The 26,358-nt window shown below is 39.3% G+C and carries 29 protein-coding genes and 2 tRNA genes; 12 read left to right on the top strand and 19 right to left on the bottom strand.

Annotated features, from left to right (window positions below; all coding sequences use genetic code 11):
- Positions 1-21 precede the first annotated feature (21 nt).
- From EHR07_RS05850 to EHR07_RS05830, 5 genes are read right to left on the bottom strand one after another with little or no spacing between them, the layout of a single operon-like run.
- Positions 22-1,482, bottom strand: a complete 1,461-nt coding sequence (locus EHR07_RS05850; protein ID WP_135744207.1) for an FHA domain-containing protein — start codon at positions 1,480-1,482, stop codon at positions 22-24.
- Positions 1,442-2,197 (bottom strand): ATP-binding cassette domain-containing protein, encoded by a 756-nt coding sequence (locus EHR07_RS05845; RefSeq protein ID WP_135744206.1) that lies wholly within the window; start codon positions 2,195-2,197, stop codon positions 1,442-1,444. Before EHR07_RS05845 ends, EHR07_RS05850 begins: the two co-directional genes overlap by 41 nt.
- Positions 2,184-2,771, bottom strand: coding sequence for an SIS domain-containing protein (locus EHR07_RS05840; RefSeq protein WP_135744205.1), 588 nt, complete (start codon positions 2,769-2,771; stop codon positions 2,184-2,186). The genes EHR07_RS05845 and EHR07_RS05840 overlap by 14 nt, the downstream gene beginning before the upstream one ends.
- Positions 2,761-3,534 carry an LBBP_01157 family protein gene (locus EHR07_RS05835; RefSeq protein WP_135744204.1) on the bottom strand — a complete coding sequence of 258 codons (774 nt, stop codon included), beginning with the start codon at positions 3,532-3,534 and terminating at the stop codon, positions 2,761-2,763. The genes EHR07_RS05840 and EHR07_RS05835 overlap by 11 nt, the downstream gene beginning before the upstream one ends.
- On the bottom strand, positions 3,521-4,342 hold the full coding sequence (locus EHR07_RS05830) for a glycosyltransferase family 2 protein (RefSeq protein WP_135744203.1): 822 nt from the start codon (positions 4,340-4,342) through the stop codon (positions 3,521-3,523). Before EHR07_RS05830 ends, EHR07_RS05835 begins: the two co-directional genes overlap by 14 nt.
- A 30-nt stretch (positions 4,343-4,372) precedes the next feature.
- On the opposite strand from EHR07_RS05830, the gene EHR07_RS05825 reads away from it, so the two are divergent.
- Entirely contained in the window at positions 4,373-6,253 is a 1,881-nt protein-coding gene (locus EHR07_RS05825) for an O-antigen ligase family protein (RefSeq protein ID WP_135744202.1), read from the top strand.
- A 271-nt stretch (positions 6,254-6,524) separates the two neighbouring features.
- On the opposite strand, the gene EHR07_RS05820 is transcribed toward EHR07_RS05825, so the two are convergent.
- Both EHR07_RS05820 and EHR07_RS05815 read right to left on the bottom strand, forming a co-directional pair.
- Positions 6,525-6,608, bottom strand: a tRNA-Leu gene (locus EHR07_RS05820).
- A 14-nt stretch (positions 6,609-6,622) separates the two neighbouring features.
- A tRNA-Cys gene (locus tag EHR07_RS05815) sits at positions 6,623-6,693 on the bottom strand.
- Between the two features lie 132 nt (positions 6,694-6,825).
- Between EHR07_RS05815 and EHR07_RS05810 the strand changes: the two genes are divergently transcribed.
- Entirely contained in the window at positions 6,826-7,239 is a 414-nt protein-coding gene (locus EHR07_RS05810) for an LIMLP_04285 family protein (protein ID WP_135744201.1), read from the top strand.
- A 39-nt stretch (positions 7,240-7,278) separates the two neighbouring features.
- On the opposite strand, the gene guaA is transcribed toward EHR07_RS05810, so the two are convergent.
- Positions 7,279-9,078, bottom strand: coding sequence for a glutamine-hydrolyzing GMP synthase (gene guaA, locus EHR07_RS05805; protein WP_135744200.1), 1,800 nt, complete (start codon positions 9,076-9,078; stop codon positions 7,279-7,281).
- Between the two features lie 42 nt (positions 9,079-9,120).
- On the opposite strand from guaA, the gene queF reads away from it, so the two are divergent.
- From queF to EHR07_RS05790, 3 genes are read left to right on the top strand one after another with little or no spacing between them, the layout of a single operon-like run.
- Complete coding sequence (gene queF / locus EHR07_RS05800; protein ID WP_135744199.1) at positions 9,121-9,522, top strand: preQ(1) synthase; 402 nt, start codon at positions 9,121-9,123, stop codon at positions 9,520-9,522.
- Positions 9,523-9,777: a SemiSWEET transporter gene (locus tag EHR07_RS05795; protein ID WP_135744198.1), complete on the top strand. Its 255-nt coding sequence runs from the start codon at positions 9,523-9,525 to the stop codon at positions 9,775-9,777.
- On the top strand, positions 9,774-9,992 hold the full coding sequence (locus EHR07_RS05790) for a ferredoxin (protein ID WP_135744197.1): 219 nt from the start codon (positions 9,774-9,776) through the stop codon (positions 9,990-9,992). The genes EHR07_RS05795 and EHR07_RS05790 overlap by 4 nt, the downstream gene beginning before the upstream one ends.
- Positions 9,993-10,016: 24 nt before the next feature.
- Here EHR07_RS05790 and EHR07_RS05785 read toward each other — a convergent pair whose 3' ends face one another.
- From EHR07_RS05785 to EHR07_RS05755, 7 genes are read right to left on the bottom strand one after another with little or no spacing between them, the layout of a single operon-like run.
- Positions 10,017-11,555, bottom strand: a complete 1,539-nt coding sequence (locus EHR07_RS05785; RefSeq protein WP_135744196.1) for an alkaline phosphatase family protein — start codon at positions 11,553-11,555, stop codon at positions 10,017-10,019.
- Between the two features lie 20 nt (positions 11,556-11,575).
- Positions 11,576-12,601, bottom strand: a complete 1,026-nt coding sequence (gene fliM, locus EHR07_RS05780) for a flagellar motor switch protein FliM (protein ID WP_002974265.1) — start codon at positions 12,599-12,601, stop codon at positions 11,576-11,578.
- Entirely contained in the window at positions 12,598-13,584 is a 987-nt protein-coding gene (locus EHR07_RS05775) for a hypothetical protein (RefSeq protein ID WP_135744195.1), read from the bottom strand. Before EHR07_RS05775 ends, fliM begins: the two co-directional genes overlap by 4 nt.
- A 60-nt stretch (positions 13,585-13,644) precedes the next feature.
- A complete protein-coding gene (locus EHR07_RS05770) occupies positions 13,645-14,244 on the bottom strand; it encodes a hypothetical protein (RefSeq protein ID WP_135744194.1) in 600 nt (199 codons plus the stop codon).
- The gene (locus EHR07_RS05765; RefSeq protein ID WP_135744193.1) at positions 14,241-15,122 is read right to left on the bottom strand and encodes a peptidylprolyl isomerase; all 882 of its coding nucleotides are present in this window, start codon (positions 15,120-15,122) and stop codon (positions 14,241-14,243) included. The genes EHR07_RS05770 and EHR07_RS05765 overlap by 4 nt, the downstream gene beginning before the upstream one ends.
- A gap of 2 nt (positions 15,123-15,124) precedes the next feature.
- A complete protein-coding gene (argH, locus tag EHR07_RS05760; protein WP_135744192.1) occupies positions 15,125-16,555 on the bottom strand; it encodes an argininosuccinate lyase in 1,431 nt (476 codons plus the stop codon).
- Positions 16,552-16,980 (bottom strand): heme-binding domain-containing protein, encoded by a 429-nt coding sequence (locus EHR07_RS05755; protein ID WP_135744191.1) that lies wholly within the window; start codon positions 16,978-16,980, stop codon positions 16,552-16,554. Before EHR07_RS05755 ends, argH begins: the two co-directional genes overlap by 4 nt.
- Before the next feature lie 92 nt (positions 16,981-17,072).
- Between EHR07_RS05755 and EHR07_RS05750 the strand changes: the two genes are divergently transcribed.
- From EHR07_RS05750 to EHR07_RS05740, 3 genes are all read left to right on the top strand, one after another.
- Positions 17,073-17,528, top strand: a complete 456-nt coding sequence (locus EHR07_RS05750; protein ID WP_135744190.1) for an NfeD family protein — start codon at positions 17,073-17,075, stop codon at positions 17,526-17,528.
- Positions 17,529-17,617: 89 nt separating this feature from the next.
- Complete coding sequence (locus EHR07_RS05745) at positions 17,618-18,538, top strand: SPFH domain-containing protein (RefSeq protein ID WP_135744189.1); 921 nt, start codon at positions 17,618-17,620, stop codon at positions 18,536-18,538.
- Between the two features lies 1 nt (position 18,539).
- The gene (locus EHR07_RS05740) at positions 18,540-19,460 is read left to right on the top strand and encodes an SPFH domain-containing protein (RefSeq protein WP_135744188.1); all 921 of its coding nucleotides are present in this window, start codon (positions 18,540-18,542) and stop codon (positions 19,458-19,460) included.
- A gap of 31 nt (positions 19,461-19,491) precedes the next feature.
- On the opposite strand, the gene EHR07_RS05735 is transcribed toward EHR07_RS05740, so the two are convergent.
- The 3 genes from EHR07_RS05735 to fliN all read right to left on the bottom strand — a co-directional run bounded on the left by EHR07_RS05735 (position 19,492) and on the right by fliN (position 21,161).
- Complete coding sequence (locus EHR07_RS05735) at positions 19,492-19,968, bottom strand: RNHCP domain-containing protein (protein WP_208739710.1); 477 nt, start codon at positions 19,966-19,968, stop codon at positions 19,492-19,494.
- A 188-nt stretch (positions 19,969-20,156) separates the two neighbouring features.
- Positions 20,157-20,609: a GNAT family N-acetyltransferase gene (locus EHR07_RS05730; protein WP_135744186.1), complete on the bottom strand. Its 453-nt coding sequence runs from the start codon at positions 20,607-20,609 to the stop codon at positions 20,157-20,159.
- A 33-nt stretch (positions 20,610-20,642) separates the two neighbouring features.
- On the bottom strand, positions 20,643-21,161 hold the full coding sequence (gene fliN / locus EHR07_RS05725; RefSeq protein ID WP_135744185.1) for a flagellar motor switch protein FliN: 519 nt from the start codon (positions 21,159-21,161) through the stop codon (positions 20,643-20,645).
- 86 nt (positions 21,162-21,247) lie between these two features.
- Here fliN and EHR07_RS05720 point away from each other — a divergent pair, with 86 nt between their 5' ends.
- The 4 genes from EHR07_RS05720 to EHR07_RS05705 all read left to right on the top strand — a co-directional run bounded on the left by EHR07_RS05720 (position 21,248) and on the right by EHR07_RS05705 (position 24,690).
- The gene (locus EHR07_RS05720) at positions 21,248-22,498 is read left to right on the top strand and encodes an AAA family ATPase (protein ID WP_208739724.1); all 1,251 of its coding nucleotides are present in this window, start codon (positions 21,248-21,250) and stop codon (positions 22,496-22,498) included.
- 121 nt (positions 22,499-22,619) lie between these two features.
- Entirely contained in the window at positions 22,620-23,453 is an 834-nt protein-coding gene (fcpB, locus tag EHR07_RS05715; RefSeq protein WP_135744184.1) for a flagellar-coiling protein FcpB, read from the top strand.
- 52 nt (positions 23,454-23,505) lie between these two features.
- Positions 23,506-23,940, top strand: coding sequence for a hypothetical protein (locus EHR07_RS05710; protein WP_135744183.1), 435 nt, complete (start codon positions 23,506-23,508; stop codon positions 23,938-23,940).
- Positions 23,941-23,943: 3 nt separating this feature from the next.
- Complete coding sequence (locus EHR07_RS05705; RefSeq protein WP_135744182.1) at positions 23,944-24,690, top strand: RsmE family RNA methyltransferase; 747 nt, start codon at positions 23,944-23,946, stop codon at positions 24,688-24,690.
- On the opposite strand, the gene EHR07_RS05700 is transcribed toward EHR07_RS05705, so the two are convergent.
- Positions 24,656-26,254, bottom strand: coding sequence for a hypothetical protein (locus tag EHR07_RS05700; RefSeq protein ID WP_208739708.1), 1,599 nt, complete (start codon positions 26,252-26,254; stop codon positions 24,656-24,658). The two genes, EHR07_RS05705 and EHR07_RS05700, sit on opposite strands and share 35 nt — an antisense overlap.
- Between the last annotated feature and the right edge of the window lie 104 nt (positions 26,255-26,358).

Raw genomic sequence — 26,358 nt, 5'->3', positions numbered from 1 at the left:
TGTATCATCCGAACCATAACTCTACCTGCCTCGAAACGAAAGAATCGTTTTCCCAATTTGAATTTCATCTAAATTATGAAGAACTTTAGGACGAAGTAATTTTTTTCCATTTAAGTATACCCCAGTTTCGGAGACACAATCAAACAATATATACTTTCCCTTTTTATTTTTTATCTTTGCATGAATTCCCGCAACATTCGGATCATCAAGTACCAAGTGGTTAGATTCCCAACTTCCAATGGTCACTTCATCAAACTGCAATACGTATTGAATCGGATTATGATTAGAATCTTTTCGCATAAGGACCGCATAGGAATAGGATACACCTGGAAGTGATTCTTTTTCTGCAATGGCAACAGCGATTTCTCGATCGCGCGCGGCCTTCTCCATGGTTTCCCCATACATCCTGTCATAAACTTCGAGTTCTTCCTTCCTTTCCGAAAAATCAGACTCTTGGTTGGGAAGGGTTACCAAACCTGGGCGTGGTTCTTCATACCCACGCAAATAATACAATGCCGCCAAACAAAGAAAAATGAGAAAAAAACTAACAGGAAAGAAAAACAAAGGATCAGATAAATGTAAATATAAACTTTTTAAAAAGGAAAGTTCATATTGAAATTCTAAGCGAATGCCCTGGTCACCTGTAGCAAATCCACCGGAAACAAAGTTTGTTTTCCACCTAGAGAGTTTCCAAGGGGAAACATAAATTAGTTCGTAATCTGTTTCACCCAAAGCTCGTAAATACGAAAACAACTCAGAATAACTATTCGGTTTAGAAATAGGATAATGCCTTCCATTCGCATAACTGGCAAGTTTAGTCGCTTCCAAACTGCTCGGTGCGAGCACTATCAATTGTAAATTCTTTTCGCGAATTCTTTTGGCAAGTTCTGGAATTTCAAATCGATCTTGCCATTCAGGTGAAAAACTTACAAAAACTAGGATATGATCTTCCGTGGTTTGGTTTTTCTTTATCCCCGCAAGGAAATTTTCCCAGTTTCGAATGGGATAGTTAGGCGGGGGAACTTTTGGAAAAGGAAAGGAAATATCAAGTACGTTTGAGCGAATACGTTCAAAAAAATGTTTATTTTCGTCCGACTGAATTTGTAACTTGGATGTTCCGCCACTTTGTTCACTTACTTTCACCAATTGGTTTGCTAATTGTATGAGCCAACGACGATCTTCTGCATTGGTATAACTTGGAATCGAAATGTATAAATGTACGGGGTTTTTCACTTCTGTCTTGTGAAGGTGAAAGGAATCAGTCAGGCGAGAATTGGAACCCATCTGCTCTGAAATCACAAAACCTTGGGATTCAAAAGAATGGTTGGAGTGGAATCGAATTTTGACTTCTGGATACGAACCCGTATCCACTGACCTAAGACTTAATCCAGGTTCTGCGAAAAGAACTGAGGGAATTAGAACTAAAAACAGAAAAGTCCAATTACTGAAATAGTAGAGAGGCTTCCTTAAGTTGTTTTCCATATTCTGTATTTGGCTCCAGGTTGTGGTTTAGAACCGAAATGGTTTCTATGACTTCCCCTTGTTTCATTATCGTAACTTGAGAGGCCAGACTTTCGACGATCCGAAGCTCGTGTGTAATAAAAACAACTGTCATCCCCATTTTTGCAAGGTTTTGGACGGTTTCCAAGACAATTTTTTCCGAAAAGGCATCGAGTCCCGTGGTAGGTTCATCTAATACCAAAATCTCTGGGGTTCTTAAAAAAGCTAAGGAAAGTAGAATTCTCTGTTTTTCTCCACCAGACAAAGTCCTTGCATAGACTTTCCAATGATTTCTAGGAATCGATAACTGATCCCAAATCAAAAACAAAGATTCATAAGAAATATTTTCAAAACCCGATAATTTAAAAAAATCTTGGACCTGTGCTTTGATGGTGCGAAACGGATGGAAAGCTGAATTGGGATTTTGCGGAACCATAAAAAGTTTGGTTCCCAGGTTTTTAGAACGAACATCTTCCCCAAGAACTCTAAATCTTTCATAGGATAAATGACAACCCTTCGGCACCATCCCAAACAATGAGAATCCGAGCGTTGACTTTCCCGAACCCGACTCACCGATAATGCCGTGGATATAACCTCTTTGTATCTCTAAAGTAATTCCCTTCCAAATCTTTAACCCATCCTTTGTTTCGATGGTTGCATTTTTGATTTGGATCACATTTGAATCAATCGAGGCCAAAGAGTTCCTTTTCAATGATGCTACAAAGGATATGTCCAATCAGGATATGGCATTCTTGGATTCTTGCAGTAACCTTTGAGGGGACAATGATTTCCACATCGGCTTTACCCTTTAGTTTCCCACCATCACCACCTAAAAATAGCACTACCTTCATTCCAATTTTTCTAGCTTCCTCCACCGCCAAAATGATGTTTTGCGAATTTCCAGAAGTGGTAAGTCCTACAAAAACGTCAGTAGGTTTTCCAAAGGCTTGTACTTGTCTTTGAAATACATATTCGTAACCGTAATCGTTAGAACAAGCAGTGAGAACAGCCTGATCACTATTTAAGGCAAGTGCGGGAATTGCTTTTCTTTCATTCCCAGACTTATAACGCACCACAAGTTCTGCTGCAATATGGGAAGCATCACAACTGGATCCTCCGTTACCACAGAAATATAATAATCCATTTTGTTTCAAAGAATTCACAAGAAGTTTTCCCGCAGATTCAATGGATGGTAAAAGAAGTGGTAATAACTGTTGTTTAACAGCAATCGAATCCTCAATTTGTGTTTGTATGAGTGATTTATGATCCATGATTATTTTCCTTTTCCCTTCTTTCTTTTACGGAATTGATAGTATTTCCAAATTCAATTAGTGCAGAACCAAACCCAAATAGGTTTTTGGCTTTTGTATAGGGATTGTTCTCTGTCCCATTTCCTAAATTTAAATAAAATAACTCATCTCTCACCAATCGTTTTTGTCTCTCTGTTGCCACAGATTCAAAAAACTCACGACACTCTTCACCAATTGCAAGCATTGCAAGAGCCATAGAATTTGGTTTCATTTGTAAGATAATTTGTTCTTTCCAAAATCGTTCGAAGGAAAGGACAACTTTCCAATCTTCTTTAGGAGCATCTGCCTCTAAAAATAAATCTGTTTTTGGAATGGAAAGTGAAGAAAGTAGTCCATCGAGTCCAGAGAGATCCTTTGAAAGATTTTTATTCAATTCCCCTTCGTCTACAAAAAGGACCCCTCCCCACTTATCTTCCTTATTTTTGTACAAATGGTTTCCTGTAACCAAAATCAATGAATAGTTTTCGCCTTCTGCACGGAACAGTTTCTCGTTTGTTTTTGTTAAGCGAAACTTAGGAGTTTCAACCACGATACCGGAACTCACTTGTTTTGTGCGGAGTTTCTTTTTCCAGTTCTCTAATGCAGCCGCCCATTCCAAAGAAAAAGATTTGGGTTGTTTTTTTCTTTGGACAGAGTCCTTTTTATTTGTCTTTCGTTTGGATCTGAAAAATGCAAGGATCCGAAAAAACAAACTTCCTTTGGACGTTTTTTTAGTTTTTGCCATACTCTTTTCTTATATTGGACGGGCGATCAATCTGTTTACGATCCAGTTCATATAATTTTGCGTATTTAAGAAAGGTTGAAAACGATGAGGCTATAGCAATCCAAAGGCCAGGAATTCCATCCAAAAACCCAAATTTAAAAATATAAATTTCTAAAAATTTCCCAAATGGTTTAAAAAAAGTTTTAAAAAGAGAGAATCTTTCTCCCTTCGCATAACGAGTATAAGCAACAATACTTGAGAACTGATTGATCGTCGTGATTTGGTGACTAAAATCTGTAAAACTATAATGAAGGATATCTCCCTTCATGACTTTGCCAACAGAACCAGATTTTAATTCGATGTAATCATGTGGGTTTTCTCCCACCCAAGTGGCGGCATTTTTTCGGAACAAACGATACCTACGAAGCGGATACCAACCACTGTGTCGAATCCAACGTCCCAAATGATAGGTCAATCTTGCAATTTTATAACCATCTGCCAAAATATTTTCTGACTCTAAAAAGGTTTCCATCGAATGGACCAAAGTTTGGTCTGCTCGTTCATCCGCATCCAAAGAAAGAATCCAATCATGGGAACAAAAACCTATGGCCTTATTTTTTTGTTCTACATGCCCAGGAAATGGAGATTCAAAAAATTTAACCTTGGAAAAGGAGGTAGCAATTTCTTTTGTACGGTCTGTACTTAGGGAATCTAAAACAATAATTTCATCTGCGACCGATTCGATGGAGCGGATGCAGTCCCCAATATTTTTTTCTTCATTGAAGGTGATGATAGCCACCGACAATTTTCTTTTTCTCTTGCCTTCCATACGAGTTAAAACCTATTCTTTTAACCAAATATGATTGGGAAACAAACATTTCATAAGATTTCTATTGTTTTTCTCTACCTTTTCTTTGTCCTTTCACCGTTTTCGATTAGCCTTTCCCAAATTTTTGCCGGTGCCTCCCTTTTCTTTTTGTTTTTAGATTTCCTTTGGCAAAAAAATATTCCGAGGTCTGAATCCTTTTTCTTTTTTTGGATCCTTATTTATTTGGGTTTTTTGATTTACCCTCTCTTCCATTTTGAATTTTCTTTTTGGAAACAAATCATTTTAAAATCAGAATTTGGGGATGTATGGATGGCATTTTTATTATTACACCATTCAAACCTCACTGAACAAGAAAAAACAAATTTAAAAAAAGCAGTATTTCTCGGAGCCGTATTTCTTCTTCTTTCAGGAACCATATCGCTTTTTTCCCCTTATCGCTTGGCCCCATTTGTGATGGATGGTTTCCAATACGTCGAAGGCCGACGTTTGCCCCACCAGTTGGGAAACCTTTTTGGCATTTTCCCTTTTTATTTACCAATTGGCTTCCAAAGCACTCACCTAACCTACGGAGGGATGTTAGCACTTTACCTTCCTTCTCTTTTTTTAAAAACATACAGGGACATTCCCTCCTTTAAAAAGAAAAACAAATCTAAGTTTCTATTTTTTTCCTTATTGATCCTTTCTTTTTTAGGACTGGTTTTACTTTTTCTCAATCAAAGCAGGTCCGTTTGGTTTGGGTTACTCTTTGGATTTTTCCTTCTATCTTTCCAAAAAAAAATATCTTTAAAAAAATATTTACCTTGGTTAGGAATTGGTCTCTTTCTTATAGCGGTTCTTCTGACTCTGTTTTACCACAATAACTGGTTATTCCAAAGAGCTATTGATGATTTATTCGCTAAACGTTCGTTAGAGAATCAAAGAATATGGATTCACAAAATGAATTTTGCAATTTTAAAAGATTCATTTTTATGGGGAATTGGCAGTGGAAATTACACAAAAGAATTCATAACCCAAGCAATTCCTTTGGTGAAAGTTTTCCCGGAGTTATATTATGATTTATCGATTACACCCAAATCCCATGCACATTTTGATTTTCTGCATTTTTGGATTTTAGGTGGGATCACCTCTGTAACCGCTTATCTTTGTTTTTTGTATTTGATCACAAAAAAAATTCTACAAGTTGGCAAAAATAATCTTTTTTATTTAGGTTTTTTCAGTGTGATTTTTGCAGGTAGTTTCCAATGTTTTCTGTTAGATGACGAGGTATTACTTCCCTTTTTAGGTCTTTTAATTTTACTTCCCTCGGCTTACCAGGGGAAAGAGAATTCTACACAAAAGTTCCCAACCAAAGTATATGGAAGTCTCGTTTTTTGGATTTTGATTTCTAGTATTGGGGCTTTTTACTTAACAAAAACTCCATCCAAAGACCTTTTTTTTCATAGGGCTCGCACAGAACACAACTTCCCAATGGCCCTGGCTCAATCGGCTATCAATGCAAAAACAGCTGTACCTATGCCGAAAGGCACGAATGAAATTTATTTTAAACTCGCTGGTTGTTTGGATCATGAAATGAATTTTCATACTATCCCCAAGGTTCGAGTTTCCCCCATTCAGTTTTTTATCCATTGGGAAGAAATTCCAGAAGGCCATCTACCGCAAACACTCATCCTTGAAATTCGAAAACGAGAGAGTTTTGACCAGGACAAAGAATACCGAGTGCAGGGGGAACAAATGGTAAAAAAAGAAATTTTTACCAATCCAAAACAAATCCAAAGAGTCCAAGTCAATCCGAATGAGTTTCTGGAATCTCTAGGACAGGGGATTGAATTTGTTGATTTTGGATTTTTATTTTCTTGGAAAAGGGAAAAACCATTCCTTCCGCGAATCGAAATTTCTGGGAATTGTGAATAAGTGCGCGGGTACTGTGCTTGAGTCGCCAAAAGTAAGAGAGGCTTGAATTAAGTTTGATTTGATTGGAACGTCCGCGGGAATCGCTTCGATCTTCGGCCATCCTGGCCTTTCGATCTCAGCCCGTCTTGCTCGTCACCGAAAGGCGTCCTGCCTTCGGAAAAAACGTTTACGCTCCATCCACCCTTGGCCTTACGGCCAACTTCGCCTTCGGCTTTTATAAAGCCTACGCGGGGTCGCTACGTTTTTTTTTGACTCGCAATCGTTCGATTCATACCTGGAGCGGGAATCGAACCCGCACGGGATTACTCCCACAGGATTTTAAGTCCTGTGTGTCTACCAGTTCCACCATCCAGGCGAATTTTCAGTGATAGGCGTCGGCCGGATTCGAACCGGCGGTCAAGCTTTTGCAGAGCCATGCCTTACCACTTGGCCACGACGCCAATCGTGACTTTGGATAGGCTAAAATACGAAGGTCTGGTGTCAAATGGAAACTGAATTCACTTTTCATCGGATTGTAACATTTCACTCAAAAATCAAATTGCCTATCCAATTCTTAGGATTGGGCTGTAGATATGAACGTAAAGACCATCCTATCCTTATTCATTCTATTGATTTTTTCTCATGTTACTTTTGCAGACACAGTCACTGTGAAGGCAACCAAAGAGGTTTTGGAAAACGTAAAAACATCTTCCCCAACTGCAAATTATGTTCTGGTGGAATCGAAAGACGGCACAAAACAAGCATATAAAAAAAATGCGGTAGAAGTAGTTTCTCTTCCTGTGGTTTGGGAATCACAAAAAGAAGAAGAGAAACCTGGTTTTTTGGGTACACTATTTTCTTCCAAGGAAACCAAGGATACGCCAAATACAGAAGTAACAAAATCCGAAGAGCCGAAAGAAAACCCAGAAAACCAAAGTTTTTTCAGAAGAAAACTACCTGAACTAGCTATGGGGGGAATGGCCCTTCTCTGGCTCCTTTTGCCTTAAATCCAACCTAACGTTTAGGATTTAAAAAAAATCTAAACGTTATTCCCATTCAATGGTTCCCGGCGGTTTGTGAGTGAGATCATACAACACCAAAGAAATTTGAGGTAAAGCTAACAATTCTTTGGTGATTCGTTCTAAAATCTTTCTGTCCATCGCATAAAAGTTGGCAGTCATGGCTTCTGTAGATTCCACAGGGCGTAACACAACTCCATACGAATTTGCGCGTAAACCCACAGGAACAAGAACCACAGGCATTTGCCAGATGGATGTATGGATGGCCTCTTCGTAAAGAATCCGGTTCACGATAGCATCTGCTTCTCTTAAAATATCCGAATGTTCTTTATCTAATGTCAGTTTGGTATAATGAAAAGATCCAGTAAATTGACTGATCCCTGGAGCAAAAACCACACGGTTGATTTCTTTTTTAAAATTAGTGATTTCTACAGAACATTCATCTAACTCATGCCAGTTGGTAGTAAAGTCATTTAACACAGCACAGTGGGCGTAACTTCTTTGGTCACCTTGGACCCCCACAGAAAGAATGGGTAAAATTTTGACTTCTGCCTTTTTTTTAGAAAGTTCCAAATCTGAAAAATCGATGACCGGTGGTTTTGATTCTGGACTGGCAATCATTCGCACCACAAGTCCTGGACCCGGAAAAGGATGTCTTTCGATCCAACGTTCGGGTAGTCCAAGAAGTCTTCCCAGTTCTCTCACTTCATCTTTATACAAATCAGCGATCGGTTCGATGATTTTACCTTCTTGGATGAGTTTTTCAATTTGAGGCACACGGTTGTGGTGGGTTTTGATTTTATGAGAATGTTTGGTTCCCCCAGATTCGATGGTATCAGGGTAAATGGTTCCTTGGCCAAGGAGCCAATGTTCCGAATCCAAACCAAGGGAATCGGTTGCTTTCCCTTGTGCTTCTAAAAATAAATCACCCACGATACGGCGCTTTTTTTCAGGTTCAAATTCTGATTTTAGATGTTTGTAAAAAATTTCACTTTCATCGCAAATGGTGAGGTCGAAGCCAACGTGGTGGAGGTTGTCCATAAGGTCCTTCACTTCGTTTTTACGCATAAAACCTGTATCTACAAGTAGGCCCTTCACCCGGTCTTTCCCAAGAGCTTTGGCAAGAAGTAAATAAGCAACAGAAGAATCCACTCCCCCCGAAACGAGCAAAAACACATTTTTACCTGGTGGGACTTTCTTTTGTAGGGAGACGATTTGTTCTTCTAAAAATTGTGAGATACTCCAACTAGAACCAACATTACATAGATTTACAAAGTTACGAAGTAAAACTTCCCCTTCTTCCGAGTGAGTGACTTCTGGATGGAATTGGATTCCAAATTGTTTTTTAGACTCATTAGAAACAAACGCATAACGACAATGATCCGAGGAAGCAACGATTTGAAATCCATCAGGCATACGAACCACCTCATCCCCGTGGCTCATCCAAACTTTTGTTCTAGGGGAAAGGGATTTCGAAAGTAAGGAATCTGAATTTTGAATTTCTAAAATGGCAGGTCCATATTCTTTTGCATTAGAAGAAACCACCTCACCACCGAGGGCCTTCATTAAAAGTTGGTGTCCATAACAGATCCCTAATATTGGAACAGAAATTTGAAAGAAACCATCTGGTAAAAGTGGTGCACCCTTTTCATACACACTGCTTGGGCCACCCGAAAGAATGATTCCCGCATAGGATGCGTAAACAGAGAGAGGTTCTTCATTGGAAAGGATTTCTGTATAGGCACCAAGCCTACGAATCCGGGATGCAATAAGGTGAGCGTATTGACCGCCGAAATCGACGACTGCAATTTTTTTATCACTTTTCATGGGATGATTCCAAAATAATTTTGCAATTGTCGGGGTAAACAAATGTCGGAAAAAAAATCAGAATCTTCTTACGAGGACAAACAAGACCATATCCCGTCCTGGAAAACCCCGGAAATCGAATGGTTTGCCAATGTTTATGCCGGAAAAGAATACAATATCGAATTCACCATCCCCGAATTCACTGCCGTTTGCCCCAAAACCGGTCTTCCCGACTTCGGAACCATTTATATCGATTATATCCCAAGGGATAAATGTGTAGAGCTCAAATCACTGAAAGAATATATGATGTCCTACAGAAATATTGGAATTTTCCATGAAAACGTTGTAAACAAAATCCTCGAAGACTTTGTTTCAGCTGTGGATCCCATGTATGTCAAAGTGGTAGGAGATTATAATGTTAGGGGTGGTGTAAAAACCATTGTGAAACGAGAGTACAAAGCCTAAATGGAAAACCTCATTGGCTACGTAGCAGCTTTTTTAACCACAGTTTCGTTTCTTCCGCAAGTATTACGAGTGGTCATGACCAAACAAACAAGAGATATCAGCAGAAACATGTACATCATGTTTTTTTTAGGAGTGCTTTTGTGGTTTATTTACGGAATTTTAAAATCTGATTTTCCGATCATTCTGGCAAACGTTGTCACCATATTTTTTGTATCCATTATACTATATTATAAATTGAGAGAGGATGTAACATGAGAAAGGCTTATGTAGATAAAGACAATTGTACTTCTTGCAACCAATGTGCTGATAATTTACCTAAATACTTTATGATGGATGAGGATGATGTTTCTCAAACTCATATTGGAGGAACTTCAATCAACGATGCCATGATTCCTGATGAAGACGAAAAAAAAGTGCAAAAGGAAATGGATGAGTGCCCCGGGGAATGTATCCACTGGAAAAAAAACTAACGAAATCACCAATTCATTTTTGAATTAGGGTTTTGTGGGAAAACTGGGCCCTTTGGATTTCCTTTCTTTTAAACCTAACATATCTTTTACGATAAAAAACACATCTTTTACTGAGTGAAATTGGTGTTTTTTCCCCGTTGGGTCGTACACAAATCCTATGGTTTTCATCTCAGGATTTTGATTCCAATACCCATGTACATGAATTTTGGATTGTGATTTGGTATAGACTTCCCCTTTTCTTGTTCCACTAAAAAATAGTGGTCCCTTTGTACGAAACATTCCCAAAGCCTGCGGATGTATTTTTTTTGGAAGGATACGATTTTCTTCGGATTCTGTAGTGGAGTTAGTAACTCCACCTAACTTTTCGTTGGTGGAAACGGGAACCCATTCCGCTCCAGGACAGGCAGTTAAAACTTCTGAAACAATGAAATTCATTTCTTCGGTAGAAACATTGACATTGGTTCCAGGCAACAGGATGGCAGAACCACCAGAACTTTTAAAGGTTAACTGGAACGTGCCTGTATCGTCATTGATATAACCCTTTTGTTTCAGGAGCACATTTGGTGCACAAACTGCTTCAGCGGAATGAAATCCGTGGTCAGAGACAATGACAACGGCCGGCCCTTTGGGAGTAAAGGCTCCTACGGATTTTAGGAATAAAAAAATGGCCTTGTCTATTTCCACAAGCCGCGAAAGCGCTTTTTCAGACCCAGGTCCAAATCCGTGGTGGTTGGTATCCAAATCGGTGGTGTACACAAACATCAGGTCGGGCTTTTTTTTCTGAAAGAGCCAGGCGGCAGTGTTCAGTTTCACTTCATCTTTTGAAACATCGTTTAACGGAGTTCCTACCGCAAGTTCTGCTTCTTTATGAAGGTTTTTTGTGGAAAGCACTCGAAGGAGTTTGTCATCTTCTGGGATTTTTTTTCGCCAGTATTGGGGAAGGTTCCAATCAATCCCGGCACCCACTGTCACGGGCCAAAAAACATTCGCGGTCGTTTTGTGATTTTCTTTTGCCAAATCCCAAAGAGTAGGCACTAAGATGTCTTCTGCATACCACATCCATCCCCCATCATTTTTTTCAAAAGGATCGGACAAAGTATTGTTGTAAATTCCATGTTCGCCTGGGTCTTTTCCTGTCACCATCGAAGTGTGAGCTGGATACGTAACCGAAGGATTGATGGTTTCAATTTCAAAAACCCCGAATTTCAAAAAGAGTTCGCTTAAATGCGGAAAATAGGAATGGTATCTAGGATCAGTCCAGTAGTAAGCAGGAAATCCATCAATGGACAAAACAATGGTTTGGCGAATCTTTACGGATTTCCCCTTCTCTTTTGCCAATGATTTAGTAGGTTTGGCATCAATCGAAATGATTGAGAAACAGAAACAAAGAATGGCTAGTGGAGTGACAAAACGTGTCAATATTGGAAAATGAATAGAAACCTTCAGGGAAATTCTACTAATGGAAGAGAATTTATACCGATCATTCTTCGAAAAGAAAGATTTGTATAAATCAAACTTTCCCAATCGGTAAAAAAAATTCTCAAACGTTTGATTCTTTCGCATAAACTCTGTTTAGCGAAAATCTAGTATTCTTGTTCCGAACGTGTGGAACCGAGAAGTTCGTCTGGAATGTCCTCAATGCTATCCCCAATTTGGATGGCAAGGCGGTTTCCTACGCGGCCTGGTGTGGCTTTGAACTTACTACGATCTCCAACTTTTACCATAAGGTCGGTTTTAATTGGTGTGTTTTCCAGTTTGATCACATCACCCACATGTAAGTTCATAAGATCATTCAGAGAAATATCTACACTTCCCACTTCGGAAATGAGAGGGATTTTGACCTGGTCGAGACGCTCTTGGATGACGGCCCGGTTTTCATCGACTTCCCCTTTACGAATCGAGGAATACCAATACTGGGCAGAAAGTTTATTGATGATTGGTTCGATGGTGATGTAAGGAATACAAAGATTTGTCATCCCTTCCACTTCCCCCACTTTGGTTTCTAGGGTAATTAATACCACCATGTCATTGGGAGGAACTACCTGTGCGAATTGTGGGTTAGTTTCGATGTTACCAAGTCTTGGACGTAGGTCAATTACCGTTGACCAGGACTCTCGTAAGTTTCCAAGAATCCTAACAATAATCCCTTCCATTACCGATAACTCGATATCAGAAAGTTCGCGGTTAACCTTGGATGATTCCCCCTTACCACCAAACAAACGATCGATGATGGTAAAGGAAATCGAAGGGTCAATTTCTAAAATCGCAGACCCGCGAAGAGGGTCCATATTGATCACCGCAAGTGTAGTAGGATTGGGAATGGAACGAATGAATTCTTCGTAAGTTAACTGGTCAACTGATGCCACGTGCACCACAACCAGGGCCCGTAACTGCGCAGAAAGTCCTGTGGTTGCCAAACGAGCAAAGGTCTCGTGCATCATCTGGAGTGTACGAATTTGGTCTTTTGAAAATTTATCGGGACGTTTGAAGTCGTAAATTTTGACTTTCTTCTGTTCCCCCACCGATGAATATTCATCCTCGGAAACTTCTCCCGAGGAGATGGCGTTTAACAGGGCATCAATTTCGTCTTGGGAAAGGATTTCCGTCATTTTTTTACCTTTACGAGTAAGTTTTTAATCTGCCAAAATCCAACACGGCTTCCTTCTTCTTGTCGCAAGGTATATATATATTCGTACCTTGTTTTGAACCGACCCATCATTCTTTCCACATAGACCTGGACCCTTGCATCTCTTTTAGAGGGATAGTCCACATTCATCACTTTAAAGTATTTTAAAACACCAGAGGGTGTCTCCGTCAAATACTCTTTAAAGTCCTCAATGATAGTTTCTCGTTCTCCTACCCCCGCTTCGGTATAAGCACTGCTGAAACGATCATAAGCTAAAATATATTCCGAAAAGTCGATCCACTTAAAATGGTATTCCCAATGTTTTTTCATCTCGGCACCGAGAAATAAGAAGATTGTCTCTTCTGGGGAGAGCCCGCCATTCTCTGTGATTTGGCGAGTGACCGTTTCTTTTCTCTCGGCTTTTGGGTTTTGAAATAAAAACCCCACTGTATTCTGGGAACGAAGAAAGGCGGATTTATCTTCTGTATAATTGGGATAAAAATAACCAGTCACAAAAAACTTTTGGTCTGGCAAAAAGCTATAATGTTCATCCAAATAAATGGTTTTGGAAAAGGATTCATTACGGTGAAGGCTTACTTCCTTATTTTCATCTCCCACAAGGTTCACAATAGTGGTCCTACGTTTGAGAATGGGATCTGGAAATTCAGGATCTTCGATGGGAGTCAAAATCCGATCATTTTCATCCTTTACGATGATTTGAAAGGAATATCTGTAATCAAAGGAAGGGAAAATGCGGACCACTTCCTTCCCAGTATTAGTGATGGTAAAAGTAAGCGGAACTCTTTCTCCGGATTGGTAACTTCTTTTTGTCAAAGAAAGACTGATTTTGGATTGGAGGGAGACAAAATTATCAATCCTTTCCCCACGCGCATCTCGATCCGGAAAGGCAACAAGGGATCTGACCAAAAGAATACCTAAAAGAATAAATGTTCGGAAAGACCACATACACTTAAAGATTTCGGCAGGACTTGGGTTTTCCGAAAGAATTTTTAGGACATAAAAACCCTATCCGGCACCCATTTTGGCTTCTGCCAAAATGTAATCGGCGATCCGAATGAGTCTTGTCATGACAGAACTTAATTTTTTGTATTGGTAATAGTTTTCCCTTTGTTTGTCCAAATGCGGTTCAACAAGCGCCACAGTTTTGGAGGAAACTTTTAGGTTTTTGATCTCATTGTCTGTGACACCATAAAGATTTGCCTCGGAAACAAACCGGTTGAGTTCCTTCACCAAACTCTCATCTGTTAAATCCTGAATTTCAAATACCTTCTCGATTTTTAAAATAAAGTCAGTTAAGGTGCGTTTGATTTTCGATTCTTCGTCGGTTGGTCTGCGTTTGGCTGTGACCTGGTTTAAGGATTCGTATCGTTCCAGGGCCGTTTCATAAAGTTGGTTCATTTTTGACTTTTGGCCCAGGATGAAACTAATAAAACTAAGAAGACCCACAAAGGTATCGGGATAACGATTGATTCCCCCGATTTCATCCAGTGCGTTCGCAAAGGCTTCTTCATTATGAGGAACTGTCATAATAAATTTTAACACTGGTTCCACGGAAGAACCAGATGTATATTTCTGTATGACTTCAATTCCTTCTAAGTAGTTCATTGGCGTTTGTCTATGATAACAACTTTACGAATGGTTGTCTGCAAGTTTCCTTTTTCAATGATTCGGTCAAGGACATCATATCCCGAAACCAAAAATCCAAATACAGTATGGAGTCCGTCCAAATGGGGAGTGTCCACTTGGTTGATAAAAAATTGTGATCCGTTGGTATTGGGCCCTGCATTAGCCATAGCCAATGACCCGCGTAGGGCTTTTTTACTCGGAAGGACTTCGTTATACCTATATCCCACTCGGTGTAATACTTCTAACACAGGCAATTCCATTGCTTCTTGGTAAGCCTTTTCCACCTCAGTTCGTTTTTCCTCAAACTCGGCCCTGGATTGGATTTTAAATTCCGCAAGGACTGCCCTTTGCAATTGAGACTGGTATTGGGGGGCATCTTTGATTTTAAGTTTGTCTAAACCTAAGGCCTTGGCATTGATTTCATCTTCTGTTTGGTATCCAGGACCACCTGTTCCGTCTCCCCTAGGACATCCGCCTTGTGCCATAAAATTTTCGATCACACGGTGGAATTTAAGGCCATCATAAAATGGTCTTCTTTCGGATCCTTTGTCTGTTCGGAATTCTTTTTCCCCTTGGGCCAAATCGATAAAATTCTGAACAGTTTTAGGAGCCGCTGTATCATAAAGTTCCAAAACTAAATCCCCGACGCTGGTATTGAATACCGCATAAATAGCAGGTTTCTCAGGAAGTTTGACTGAGGTTACATCTTGTCGTTTGACAATGACCTTTGTAGGCGAATACGAAATCGGTTCATAGGTGATCTTTTTAAATCTTTGCTCACTACATTGGATGGTTTGCGAAACAAACAAAAAGAGAATGGAGAAGAAAACTACTTTATGGATCAACTTTGAATTCATATTTACTTTTTAACCTTAGATTCTATCGATTTTAGCTTTTTGGTCAATTCGTTTACTTTTGCCTTGGCACGTTTGATTTGTTCTTTTTGACGAGGGAATGCAGTTCCTCCCATCACATCTTTTTTGTCACAAGATGTTTCGAGCGAAATGGCAGCTTCATATCCTGGATCAGTAAGCACGGCGTGGATTTGGCCCCTTTCCCCACTTGGAATGTTAAACAAATCATAACCTTTGGCAGAACAATTTTTAACTAACTCACCTACAATTTCATGTGCGGTTCGGAATGGAATTCCCTTAGCACTGACAATCCAATCGGCAAGGTCTGTGGCCGTAGAAAATCCAGTACGAAGGCTTTTTGTGGCATTTTCAGGAAATACTTGGATTCCCTTTACCATATCCCGAACACCTTCAATACTCAATTTAATTTGTTTGACAGTATCAAATAACGGGAGTTTGTCTTCCTGGAAATCCCTATTATACGATAAGGGAGTTCCTTTTACCATCACAAGGAGGTGAGTCAAACTTCCGATCACACGTCCTGCCTTTCCTCGAATGAGTTCTGCCACATCGGGGTTTTTCTTTTGTGGCATAATGGACGAACCTGTAGTTAGGTGGTCCGGGAGTTTAAAATAATTAAATTCTTGCGATGTATATAAAATAATTTCTTCACAAAATCGCGAAGCATGGATCATAAACTGTGAGGCTGCAAAAAGAAACTTAAAGATATGATCTCTTTGGCTTACGGCATCCATGGAGTTTTCCGAAATCCGAGACAGAGATAAATCTTTTTTAAGAAAATCTCTATCTGTGGAATAATTGACACCGGCTAGTGCACCAGATCCTAGTACCAGTTCATCAGCCCTTTCGTAAGCATCTAAAAAATCTTCAAAGTCACGAACATTGGCCCAAAAATGAGATAAAAAATAATGAGAAGCTCGAATGGGTTGGGCGATTTGTAAATGGGTGTATCCAGGAATAATGGTTTTTGTATGGGCTTCTGCTTTAGTGACCCAAGCCACAAGTAAATCCAGAAGGTATACTAAAATAGACCCCACCTCTGATTTGATATACAATCGCACATCTTGGGAAACCTGATCATTGCGACTACGGCCAGTATGTAGTTTTTTTCCCAAGTCTCCCAAAAGCTCTGTTAGGCGAGACTCTACAGACATATGAATGTCTTCGTTTTCGATTTTGAATTCAAACTTTCCGGAATCGATTTCCTTTTTGATTTGCCCTAGCCCTGTTTCAATTTTTCTTTGTTCCGATTCGGTAAGAATTCCAATTCGTTTCAACATTCGAGAATGAGAGATAGATCCTTCGATATCGTGAGCATACAGTTCTTTATCAAAACTGATCGATTCCCCAATCCGAATCATAAGAGAAGAAGGTGGCGCTTCAAAACGCCCTCCCCATAGTTTTTTTTCTTTCATTCCGATTCCTCACTGAAACGGTCCGACCATTGTTTTAAAATCTCTTTATCTTTGTCTGATAACTTTGAGTTTGGATGTAACAACAAATAGTCTTTGGGAGGCATCTCCCCTTCATCCACTTGTTCCCAAATTTCATAGATTTTTTTGTTTTGTTTCTTTTCTGCCAGAAGTCCAAACTCTGAAAAATTTAATTCATCTCTTCCTTCTTCCACATGGTGAGAAATAAGCAAAGAGGCAGGAAAAATATATGAGTAAGCCGGCCAAACTGTTTCGTTCGAATGACAATCATAACAACTTCGTTTTAAGATTTCTTTGATCTCTGCACTCGTTTGGATCTCCGATTTGACTGGAGGATTGGAACGATCGATAGGGAAAAATTGGAGGAGGAGAAAGACTCCTAGTAAAATAAGGAAAATTCGTTTCACACAAGACAGGTTCTATGCCTTCCTCCGAAATCAAAGTATTATTTTTCTTGCCTTATCTAGAATTCCATATTCCTTTTCTTTAGAGGTTCCCTTTGGATTTTATTTTTGCAAACTCACCCTATCTCTGGATTTTCCTTGGAATTACTTTATTGTTTTCTGAATTTCTTCTCCCAGGAACCTTTGTGATGTTTTTAGGAATTGGTGCCATATTTACAGGGATTTTGACTCGTTTATTGCCCATTGAATTTTATACCCAAGTGATGGTTTGGGTCATTTCAAGTTTTGTATCGATCCTCGTTGGTGGAACTGCCATAAAACGTTTTTTTAAATCCGAATCCTCTGTGGATCCTTTTATCCAAGATGATTTTCTAAATCAAATTGTACCTGTAGAAATTGATATTTTAGTCGGGAGACATGGAGGAAAAATTCGATTCCAAGGAACCCTTTGGGATGCAATTTCCAAAGATTCCAAAATTCCCAAAGGGAATTATGTGCGGATTTTGTCTCGAGAAAATCTTACCTTCACTGTGGAACGTGTGGATTCCTAAGAAAGAATTCATTTTTTTCGAATATAAATAAAAAAACCCTTTTCTCTTTTTCCTCAAATTGTAGGCTCAAACGTCACAAAGGAGAAACTATGGGCGCGACTGTCATCGTTGTATTTTTGATCGTTGTATATATCATCAAAAAAACAATCATCATTGTTCCAGAACAAAGTGTTTATGTTAAAGAAAGATTAGGTGTTTTGAACGGAGTTTTAAAATCGGGATTTTATTTTATGATTCCTTTTGTAGATCAAATTCGTTACCGCCAAAACCTAAAAGAACAAACCATCGATATTGATCCACAAGTTTGTATCACAAGGGATAACGTATCCGTTGAAGTGGATGGAGTATTGTATTTAAAAGTCATCGATGGAGAAAAAGCATCCTATGGAATCGATAACTTTATGTTGGCAACAACCCAACTTGCCCAAACCACTCTTCGCTCCGAAATTGGAAAATTAATTTTTGATAACTTACTTTCCGAAAGAGATGAAATCAATGGTCGTGTGGTTTCCAACATTGACAGGGCAACCGATCCGTGGGGAATCAAAGTCACAAGATACGAAATTCGCAATATCACTCCGCCCAAACAAATTTTACTGGAAATGGAAAACCAAATGAAATCCGAAAGGGAAAGACGAGCCGAGATCACTATCTCCCAAGGAGAAAAGGAAGCTCGTGTGAATCATTCGGTTGGGGAAAGACAAGAATCAATTAACATTTCCGAAGGGGAAAAAATCAGATTGGTGAATGAAGCCGACGGACGTGCCCAGGAAATTACACTGATTTCGAATGCGACAGCAAAAGGTTTACAACTCATCTCGGAAGCCATTAGCAAAAAAGGTGGGAAGGAAGCTGTGAGTTTACAAATCACCCAAGAGTATTTGGATGCCCTTGGTCAAATTCTGAAAACATCAAAAACGACAGTGGTTCCAGAAACTTTAGCAAACATCGGTGGAGTGTTTGAAGGCCTTTCCAAAATCACCACAAAAATCCCACAGGTAGGAGAATAGTATGGAATTTGCATATTTAGGTTTTTGGTCTGTCATTGCCATATATTTGATTTATAAAATCTTTCGCTGCATCCGCATCATTCCGGCACAAGATGTTTTAATTGTGGAACGATTGGGAAAATATTCTCGTACTTTACGAGCAGGATTTCATATCCTCATTCCTTTTATTGATCGTGATGCGTATTACCATACTCTCAAAGAACAATCCATCGATGTACAACCACAAATTTGTATCACACATGACAACGTACAGGTGAAAGTGGATGGAGTGATTTATTTAAAAATCATTGATCCAGTTCGTGCTTCGTACGGAATCGAAGACTTCCAATTTGCAGCGATCCAACTAGCACAAACGACGATGCGCTCTGTGATTGGAACGATGGAACTGGACAAAACCATCGGGGAAAAAGATTTAATTAACTCAACAATTGTAGCAGCGATTGACCAAGCATCAGAACCTTGGGGAATCAAAGTCAATCGTTATGAAATTTTGAATATTGTTCCACCGAAATCGGTTCTTGATGCAATGGAAAAAGAAAAGAAAGCACAAATCGCCAAACGTTCGCAAGTTCTTCTTTCCGAAGGAGAAAGAGATTCACGAATCAACCGCTCCCTTGGTTTTAAAGAAGAAGCTGTGAACAAATCGGAAGGGGAAAAACAAAGAAGGATTAACTCTGCCGAAGGGAAAGCAACAGAGATTGAAGCCCTTGCTGTAGCAACAGCAAAAGGGATTGAAGCCATTGCAGGTGCTATCTCTGACCAAGGGGGAGCTTCAGCGATCAAACTCCAAATCACAAAGGCTTTTATCCATAACTTCCTGAGTGTTGCCAAAGAGAATACGGAAATCCTTATCCCGGCCGATGTGATGAATTTACCGAATCTCATTGCCAACCTAACCGAAGGGAAAAAACCAAAAGCATAGTAGAACAATCCTAGTATGCCTATACAATAGTTTAACATTCGTCATCCGGTGGAACTTCCACCGGATTTTCTTTAAACAATCGAAAACTTGGTTTTGCCATCGCTTGGGCAGCAAGAGAAACAAGAAGTGCCTCATTGTCATCTGGCCCAATTCGATTGGCATGGATTACCCCACAACCTTTACAGCGGTGTAAAATCACCCATTCGCCCTTTCTCACCCAAATGGAAATCGCTTCCATCTTACTTCCACATGTGGCAGCACGGTCACCCGGAGAATTGTCCAGATGCAAACTCGTCAAACAATTCGGACAATGGTTTCTCTGGTCGGTTCCAAACCCAGGAGGAAACACCATTTGTTTGCATTCCACACAACGGAATTCCTCTATATCAGAACGATACCTGTGGGATTTGATTTTTAGTTTTTGCGATGAAAAGTCTTCGTCTTCATCATCAAAACGTTTTTTCTTTGAGAACTTTTGAAATTTAGATAGTTCGGATTCACGTACCATATCCAGTTTTTGCGGCAAAACAAAAAAAGGAACCAAAACAGTGGATGAGAGGAATAGACCGCCTGTGCGAAGATAGCCGCCTCCTAATTGAATTTAGGCGGGGTATCCAAAACAAGTTCACCGTTTTGGCGGTCTACACAATGGCTAGAGTTAACATGTAGAACAGATTGGAAAGGATGGGATCGTTGTCAAGGAGATTCAGATGTCAATTTTTTGCAGAGGAAATAACAATTTTGCCCTTCCGGGTAATTGGAAATCATCCCTACTTCTTCATATCCCAGTTTTAAGTAAAACTTCGGAGCTTGGAACCCAAAAGAATATCCAAACACAAGCGTTGCCCCAAGAGTTTTGGCCTCTTCTTCGATTTGAATAAGCAATTTGGTTCCTAAATCCATTCCCCGCTTTTCTTCTGCGACCCAAAGGAGTTGGAGGTTGAGCCCATTAAAAAATAAATAACAAAGAGAGGCAGCAACAAGAGTTTTTCCCTCTTTGACAAGGATGGCAAAAAATTCTTTTTTTTCAAGACTTGGATCACCTAACTTAGATATGCTGAATTCGTGCAAAAGATTCCAGAGTTCAGATTGTAAATCTTCGGATGGATTTGTAATCCGTTCCAATTGATATGATGATTCAAAATTCATTTGTAATTTGGTTGAATTTAAAATGGAAACTATTTATAAAAAGGCAGGTCCACCTAGTCTTTCCATCGGATCTACAATTTGAGTGATTTGAACTCCGTAATAATCATCTAAGATAATGAGTTTTCCTCGGCCAACCAGTTTGCCATTGGCTAAGATATCCAACTCTTCCCCAATATTTTTATCTAACTCCACGACTGTTCCTTCCGTGAGTTGGAGAACATCTTTAATAAACATTGTGGTTCGACCAAGTTCAATGGTTAACTGAAGAGTAACATCTAATAGTAAGTTGAGGTTTGCTGTATTGTTGCCGGAACCAGATTGAGTCTTTGCTCCCGATCTTGCCGGTGCGGGAGTGGCACTTGGACCTAAGGCAGCAGCAATATCAGCAAAGGAAGGACCATTGTCGTCACCTCCTCCACCACCAACGAGGGCATCCAAATCATCAAGACCACCGCCGCCGCCAGAACCACCACCAGCAGGAGTACTCGCTCCGCCACTAAAACCGCCAAGTAATGCGTCTATGTCTTCTTGCGATAGTGAACCTTCACCCATTTGAATACAACCTCTCCAATGTATTCGTCGGTGGAAATCAAAATCCTTCCTTGAAAAAAAAGGGAAAGATCCATATTTTGTTCCTTATGTCCAATTCACAATCCCACCTGGATTACTTCAAGGCCAAGGAACTCTTCGCTTCTGAACTAAAGAATGCGAATTATCAGTTTGTTCAGGAAAAAGAAGAAACCCTATTTCGATTCCGGACTGAAAATGCGAGTAAAGACAAAATCCTCGACTGCCTAGGAATTGTGAGAAATTATATCGAAAATTTCCGGATCTATAATTTTGAAGAAGGATACATCAGTATCCAAGCATTAAATGAAAATCTATTTGAACCCCAAAAGAACCTTTCTGGTAAGTTTCGGATTCGGTTTTCATTTAAATCGGATTTAAAAGTAGAATGTTCCAAACAAGGTGATTTTTCTACCAAAGAAATCCAGACCATTCTTAGCCTCTATTTGTTTCTAAAAGCGGAAGGGGGCGAAGCCAAAGATCCAAAAATCATCCTTCACCAACTCGGAGCTGAAGTTTACGATCCCCTTATGGAAAAAGCCAAAGGAAATGATTTAGGATTTGATTCTATTTTTGGTTATGATGGGGTGAAGGCCCAAATTTTAGAAAGTTTGGTATTCCCCATTTTGAAACCAGAACCTTTTTTTGAAATCACCAAACTCACCCGTAAAAAACCAAGCCCCAACCTCCCGCGTGCTGTCCTGTTTGAAGGCGAACCGGGAGTGGGAAAAACGAGTATGGCCAAAATAGTTTCCCATCTCTGCGGGGTTCCTATGGTTTATGTGCCCATTGAATCCATCTTAAGTAAATACTATGGAGAATCCTCTCAGAACTTAGCTATGGTTTTTGATGCAGCGGCGCTTTTTCCGAAATGTATGCTCTTTTTAGATGAAATAGATTCCCTTGCTACATCCAGAGAGGACGGGTTATTTGAGGCGACTCGAAACTTACTCAGTGTTCTCCTTCGGAAACTAGACGGATTTGCCGAACGAAGTGGAACCATTACCATTGGTGCCACCAACAGAAAAAACGATCTAGACTCTGCCCTTCTTTCCCGATTTGACAGAAAAATCTATTTTCCTTTGCCGAATGGAGAAGAAAGGGCACAGATTTTGGAAGGATATGCCAAACAATTAAGCAAAAATGATCACAGGAAATTGGCAGAAGCCTTAGAGGGAGCTTCGGGAAGAAACCTGAAGGATTATTGTGACTATGTGGAGCGGCGCTGGATCACTAAAAACTGGGAAAAAGGCGAAAATTTACAGGCTCCAGAAATCTCCTTTTATTTAGAATCCCTGCCAGATTTTGGATGGAAACGCTAAAAAGTAAGAGTTTCGGCTTCAATCTTCTAGGTGAAATACCGATAATTTTTACAGGATAGTTGTTTACGACCATCGGTCGTTCCTTGGTATCCTCAAATTAACCTTTTAGGAAGATTCGGACATGAAAATAAAATTAATTCTCCCCATCCTTTTGCTCAACTTTGGGGTTTTCGCTCAAACTGGTAGCTCGGAAACAGGTTCCACCTCTGCTGGAATTGATCCTACCCAATCCGGTAAATCCATTACTGAGACGGAAAAAGAACTAGATGATAATATTTCTGAAGTGAACAAACGTCTTCGTTTGCACACAGTTTTATTTAAAATGAAAGTGAGAACTCTTCCTCACCGCACTGTCCTTTACAAAGGAAAACCAAGTGCTGATGGAGAAAGATGTGAAGCCGCTGATAAACAAGAAGCACAAGATAACACTTGTTTGCACTTAGAAGTTTTTGACTTTGTGGGAAGCGAAGATGGACGATCCGGAAAAAATCTTGGTGCCAAATTCAAAAAGATGGAACTCTTTTTTGAAGGGGCTAACAATGCGGATCCAGATCCAAGAAAAGAACAACCGCGTAACCTTACAAAAGTTAGAACATATATTTACCAAAACAATTTTGTTTTAGAAGATAAGATCATTTCTGTCATTGTAGACGTTGCACCTAACGGAACACCTGCACATGATGATAAAATCGAACTCTTCTACCAACATGATGACTATCCAGTTTGGGGAACTCCTGAAACTCCATCTGAAAAAGGTGTTGGTAAATACATTCTTGCAAACGTAGAGAATACAAAAACTAACCCAATTCGAAATAATTTCAAAAAACAATTCTATTTCAAGAACTTGGACTACTTCGACAAACTCTTTACAAAGGTTTTCGATTATAACGACCGAGACTCGAATAAACACTACAAGAAAAACGTAGAAGCATTGAAGAGTTCCTTAAAATACTAATAACGTAGGTTCTTCATTGAATCTCGTTAAACAATGTCCGAATTGTTCCACGATGTTACGGTTCCCTGCTACCCAGGGAACCATTTTGGTACAATGCCCTGTTTGTTCTCATCGTTTTACTTATGTACCCGATTTGGAATCGACAGAAGAATTTCAAAACGTCTCAGAACCAATCCCAAACTTTCAGTTTAAACCCTCTTTTCAAAGTTATAAAGAACTGATCCTAGATTTACTTTATGCACCTATTGATTATTTAAAATCAAAACAAGGTCCCAAAAAAAGAGAAATTAAACTCATACCTATACTTTTAATTACTATCTTACTTCTTTATTTTTGGAAATGGTCTTCCCTGCCGGAATCTCCTAACCCGGAAATAAAAGAAGAACTCCAACTTCCATCCCCAATGATCGGTCCAGACGAAGAACATACCCCAGAAGATTCACAAGAAGAAAGAGAACCAAATACCAAACCTAGTTACGAGATTTAAACTTTGAATTGGATTCTAATCTATGAAAATGAATTACAAGAAAACCTTTTTGTAAACCTAACAGACCAAAGACATACACATATCCAAACGGTTTTAAAAAAGAATTTGGAAGACCAGATCCAAGTTGTCATTCCTAGTTTAGGTAATTTTCTTTTTAAAATTAAAACCTTTTCTGACTCCTCTACCACTGTAGAAAAATTAAATTTACTTCCTGATGTGTTAGAACCACTCCCCATCCATACTTTCTTTTCCTTACCCAGACCTCAGACGGGAAAAAAACTTCTCCACTTGGCAGGAGCGTATGGAGTATACTCAGTTTATTTTTACGCTACAGAAACAAAAAATAAAGAATACTGGACCTCACCAGTTTACACAAAAGAAACCCTATCACATTTAGAGACAGGCCTTAGCCAAACAGGGAATTGTCGGTTACCTTCGGTCATTCAGGAAAAGTCTTTTCTTTGGAAAAATTTTTTAAAGGATTGGAAGGGACAAGTTTTGGTATTAGACCGAGAAGGGACCAATTTCCATTCCCTTTTAAAAGCAGAAACTGAGCTTTTGGATAACTGCCTGTTTGTATTTGGCCCAGAATCTGGATGGAAACCAGAGGATATTCTCTTCTTTCACGAAAACAATTTTCCACTGATCAGTCTAGGGAAAATCAACTTAAGGACAGAGTTTGCTTACTCTGCACTTTTACACCAATTGTTTTCGATTAGAAACTCATTCCACCTGAAACTAAAAATCTGATTTCATCAATGCTTACAAAAGATTTTTCACTGCTATCTAAATAATATTTTCGATAGTTTTGTAATCGCAATACAATGGGACCAAAAGATTTAGAAATTTCCGCAGCAGCTTGTGTGTTATTGTCTAAATCAAAGGCTTTTCCTTGAGATTCGAACCCTTTTTTCGTATAGTAAAATGACATTAAAAATGAAGATCCAAGTGGAATATAAGCCGCAGCAAACACACGTTTGTTTCCTTTTACACCATAATCCTCTAGTGCAAATTCAAAACCTAAATGATAAAAATTAACATAAACTGTATGATAATAACCTGTTACTTTGGAATTGGACTGGTTTTCTAAGTATTCATATTTAGGTCGAAGCGGGGAAGAAACCGGAAATTTTTGAAACCTTTCCACTTCATAAAAACTATCAAAATACATGGGAGCATAGTTTGCCGTCATTTGGCGAAACTCAGGTTTTAAAATGATATTTAGGTCTTTTGTACCTAATCGGAATATACTTCCATAATGTGTTCCTTGTGCTCCATCAAGGCCTTTGATTTTATTAAAGTCTAAATAGGGTGTAAATTCAACAAAAGGTAAATTGAGAAGACGATATTCAATATCCATCCCTTCGATAGAGGCACGAGTCACTTGAGCCGTTTTTGGATTGTCCAAGTTTTTTTCAGTCACTGGGGATCCATTTGTATTATAGGACATTTGAACAGGAGCTGCCCTGTCCCAAGCTTTCGTATAACCAATGGTCAGACGGTTGTACCAAGGATCGTTGTCTACCAGTTCCATTCGAGAATCTTTACTAACGGGACGAATTTCCTTTTTTCTTGCCTCTTCTGTTTTTTTGTTTTTTAATTCTTCGTTTCCTGCTTCTTCCTCAACACTGAGTCGTCCTGACTCATCTAAAACATTTCCTCTCAGATTCATTAAATAAACCAAATCCGATGATTTATCAAATAAAGAAAATAAAGACCTACCAATCGCTAAAGGTTTTATATACACCCTTGCTGCATTGACTTCAAAATTTACCACAGAATTGGCAAAGTATTGAACACCAACATAATCCGTATTCAAATCAGCCATGACCCCAGGATTGTAGGCATCAAACCGAGAAGAACTTTGGTATTTATTGACTATGGTTCCGTGACCAATGTATCCATCGACCATCTTACCTGTATAAGCGGAATAAGTCACCTTTCCTGGAATCTGTTGGTTGTAAGTTCCATAAGAAATGTAATTCAAAACACGTGAATAATCATTTTTACTGTTATAATCCATCTCCCGAATTTTGCCCGCTTTGGTATCCAATTGCAAAGGGTCTTTATCCACAGCAAGTGCGTTGATCGGAAGAGAAAAGGAATACCCAAAGTTACTTCCATGGTTGTAGGTAAAATTCGGAGAAACATACCCATAGTAGTCTTTCTGAAAACTGGTTCCACCAGCATCAAACTGTAAGGCGGAGGCACGTCTGGACTCAGTCCCCGTGGGTACCCAAACTTGGGCTTCCAGAGTAAGGATTGGCAGCAGGAAAAAAATTCCCAGACCTTGGAACAGACGGTATTTTATCACGATACGATCATTATCGTAAGGTTTTACCCTGAAAATAAGAAATTATCTGAAAACAGGCCATCCAATAAAACAGAACAAGTTTCTATTTTATTGGATATTTTCTT

The organism is Leptospira bandrabouensis (assembly GCF_004770905.1).
Taxonomy (GTDB): Bacteria; Spirochaetota; Leptospiria; order Leptospirales; family Leptospiraceae; genus Leptospira_A; species Leptospira_A bandrabouensis.
Note: the sequence above shows the minus strand (reverse complement) of the source record. Positions and strands in the feature narration are given on the sequence as shown.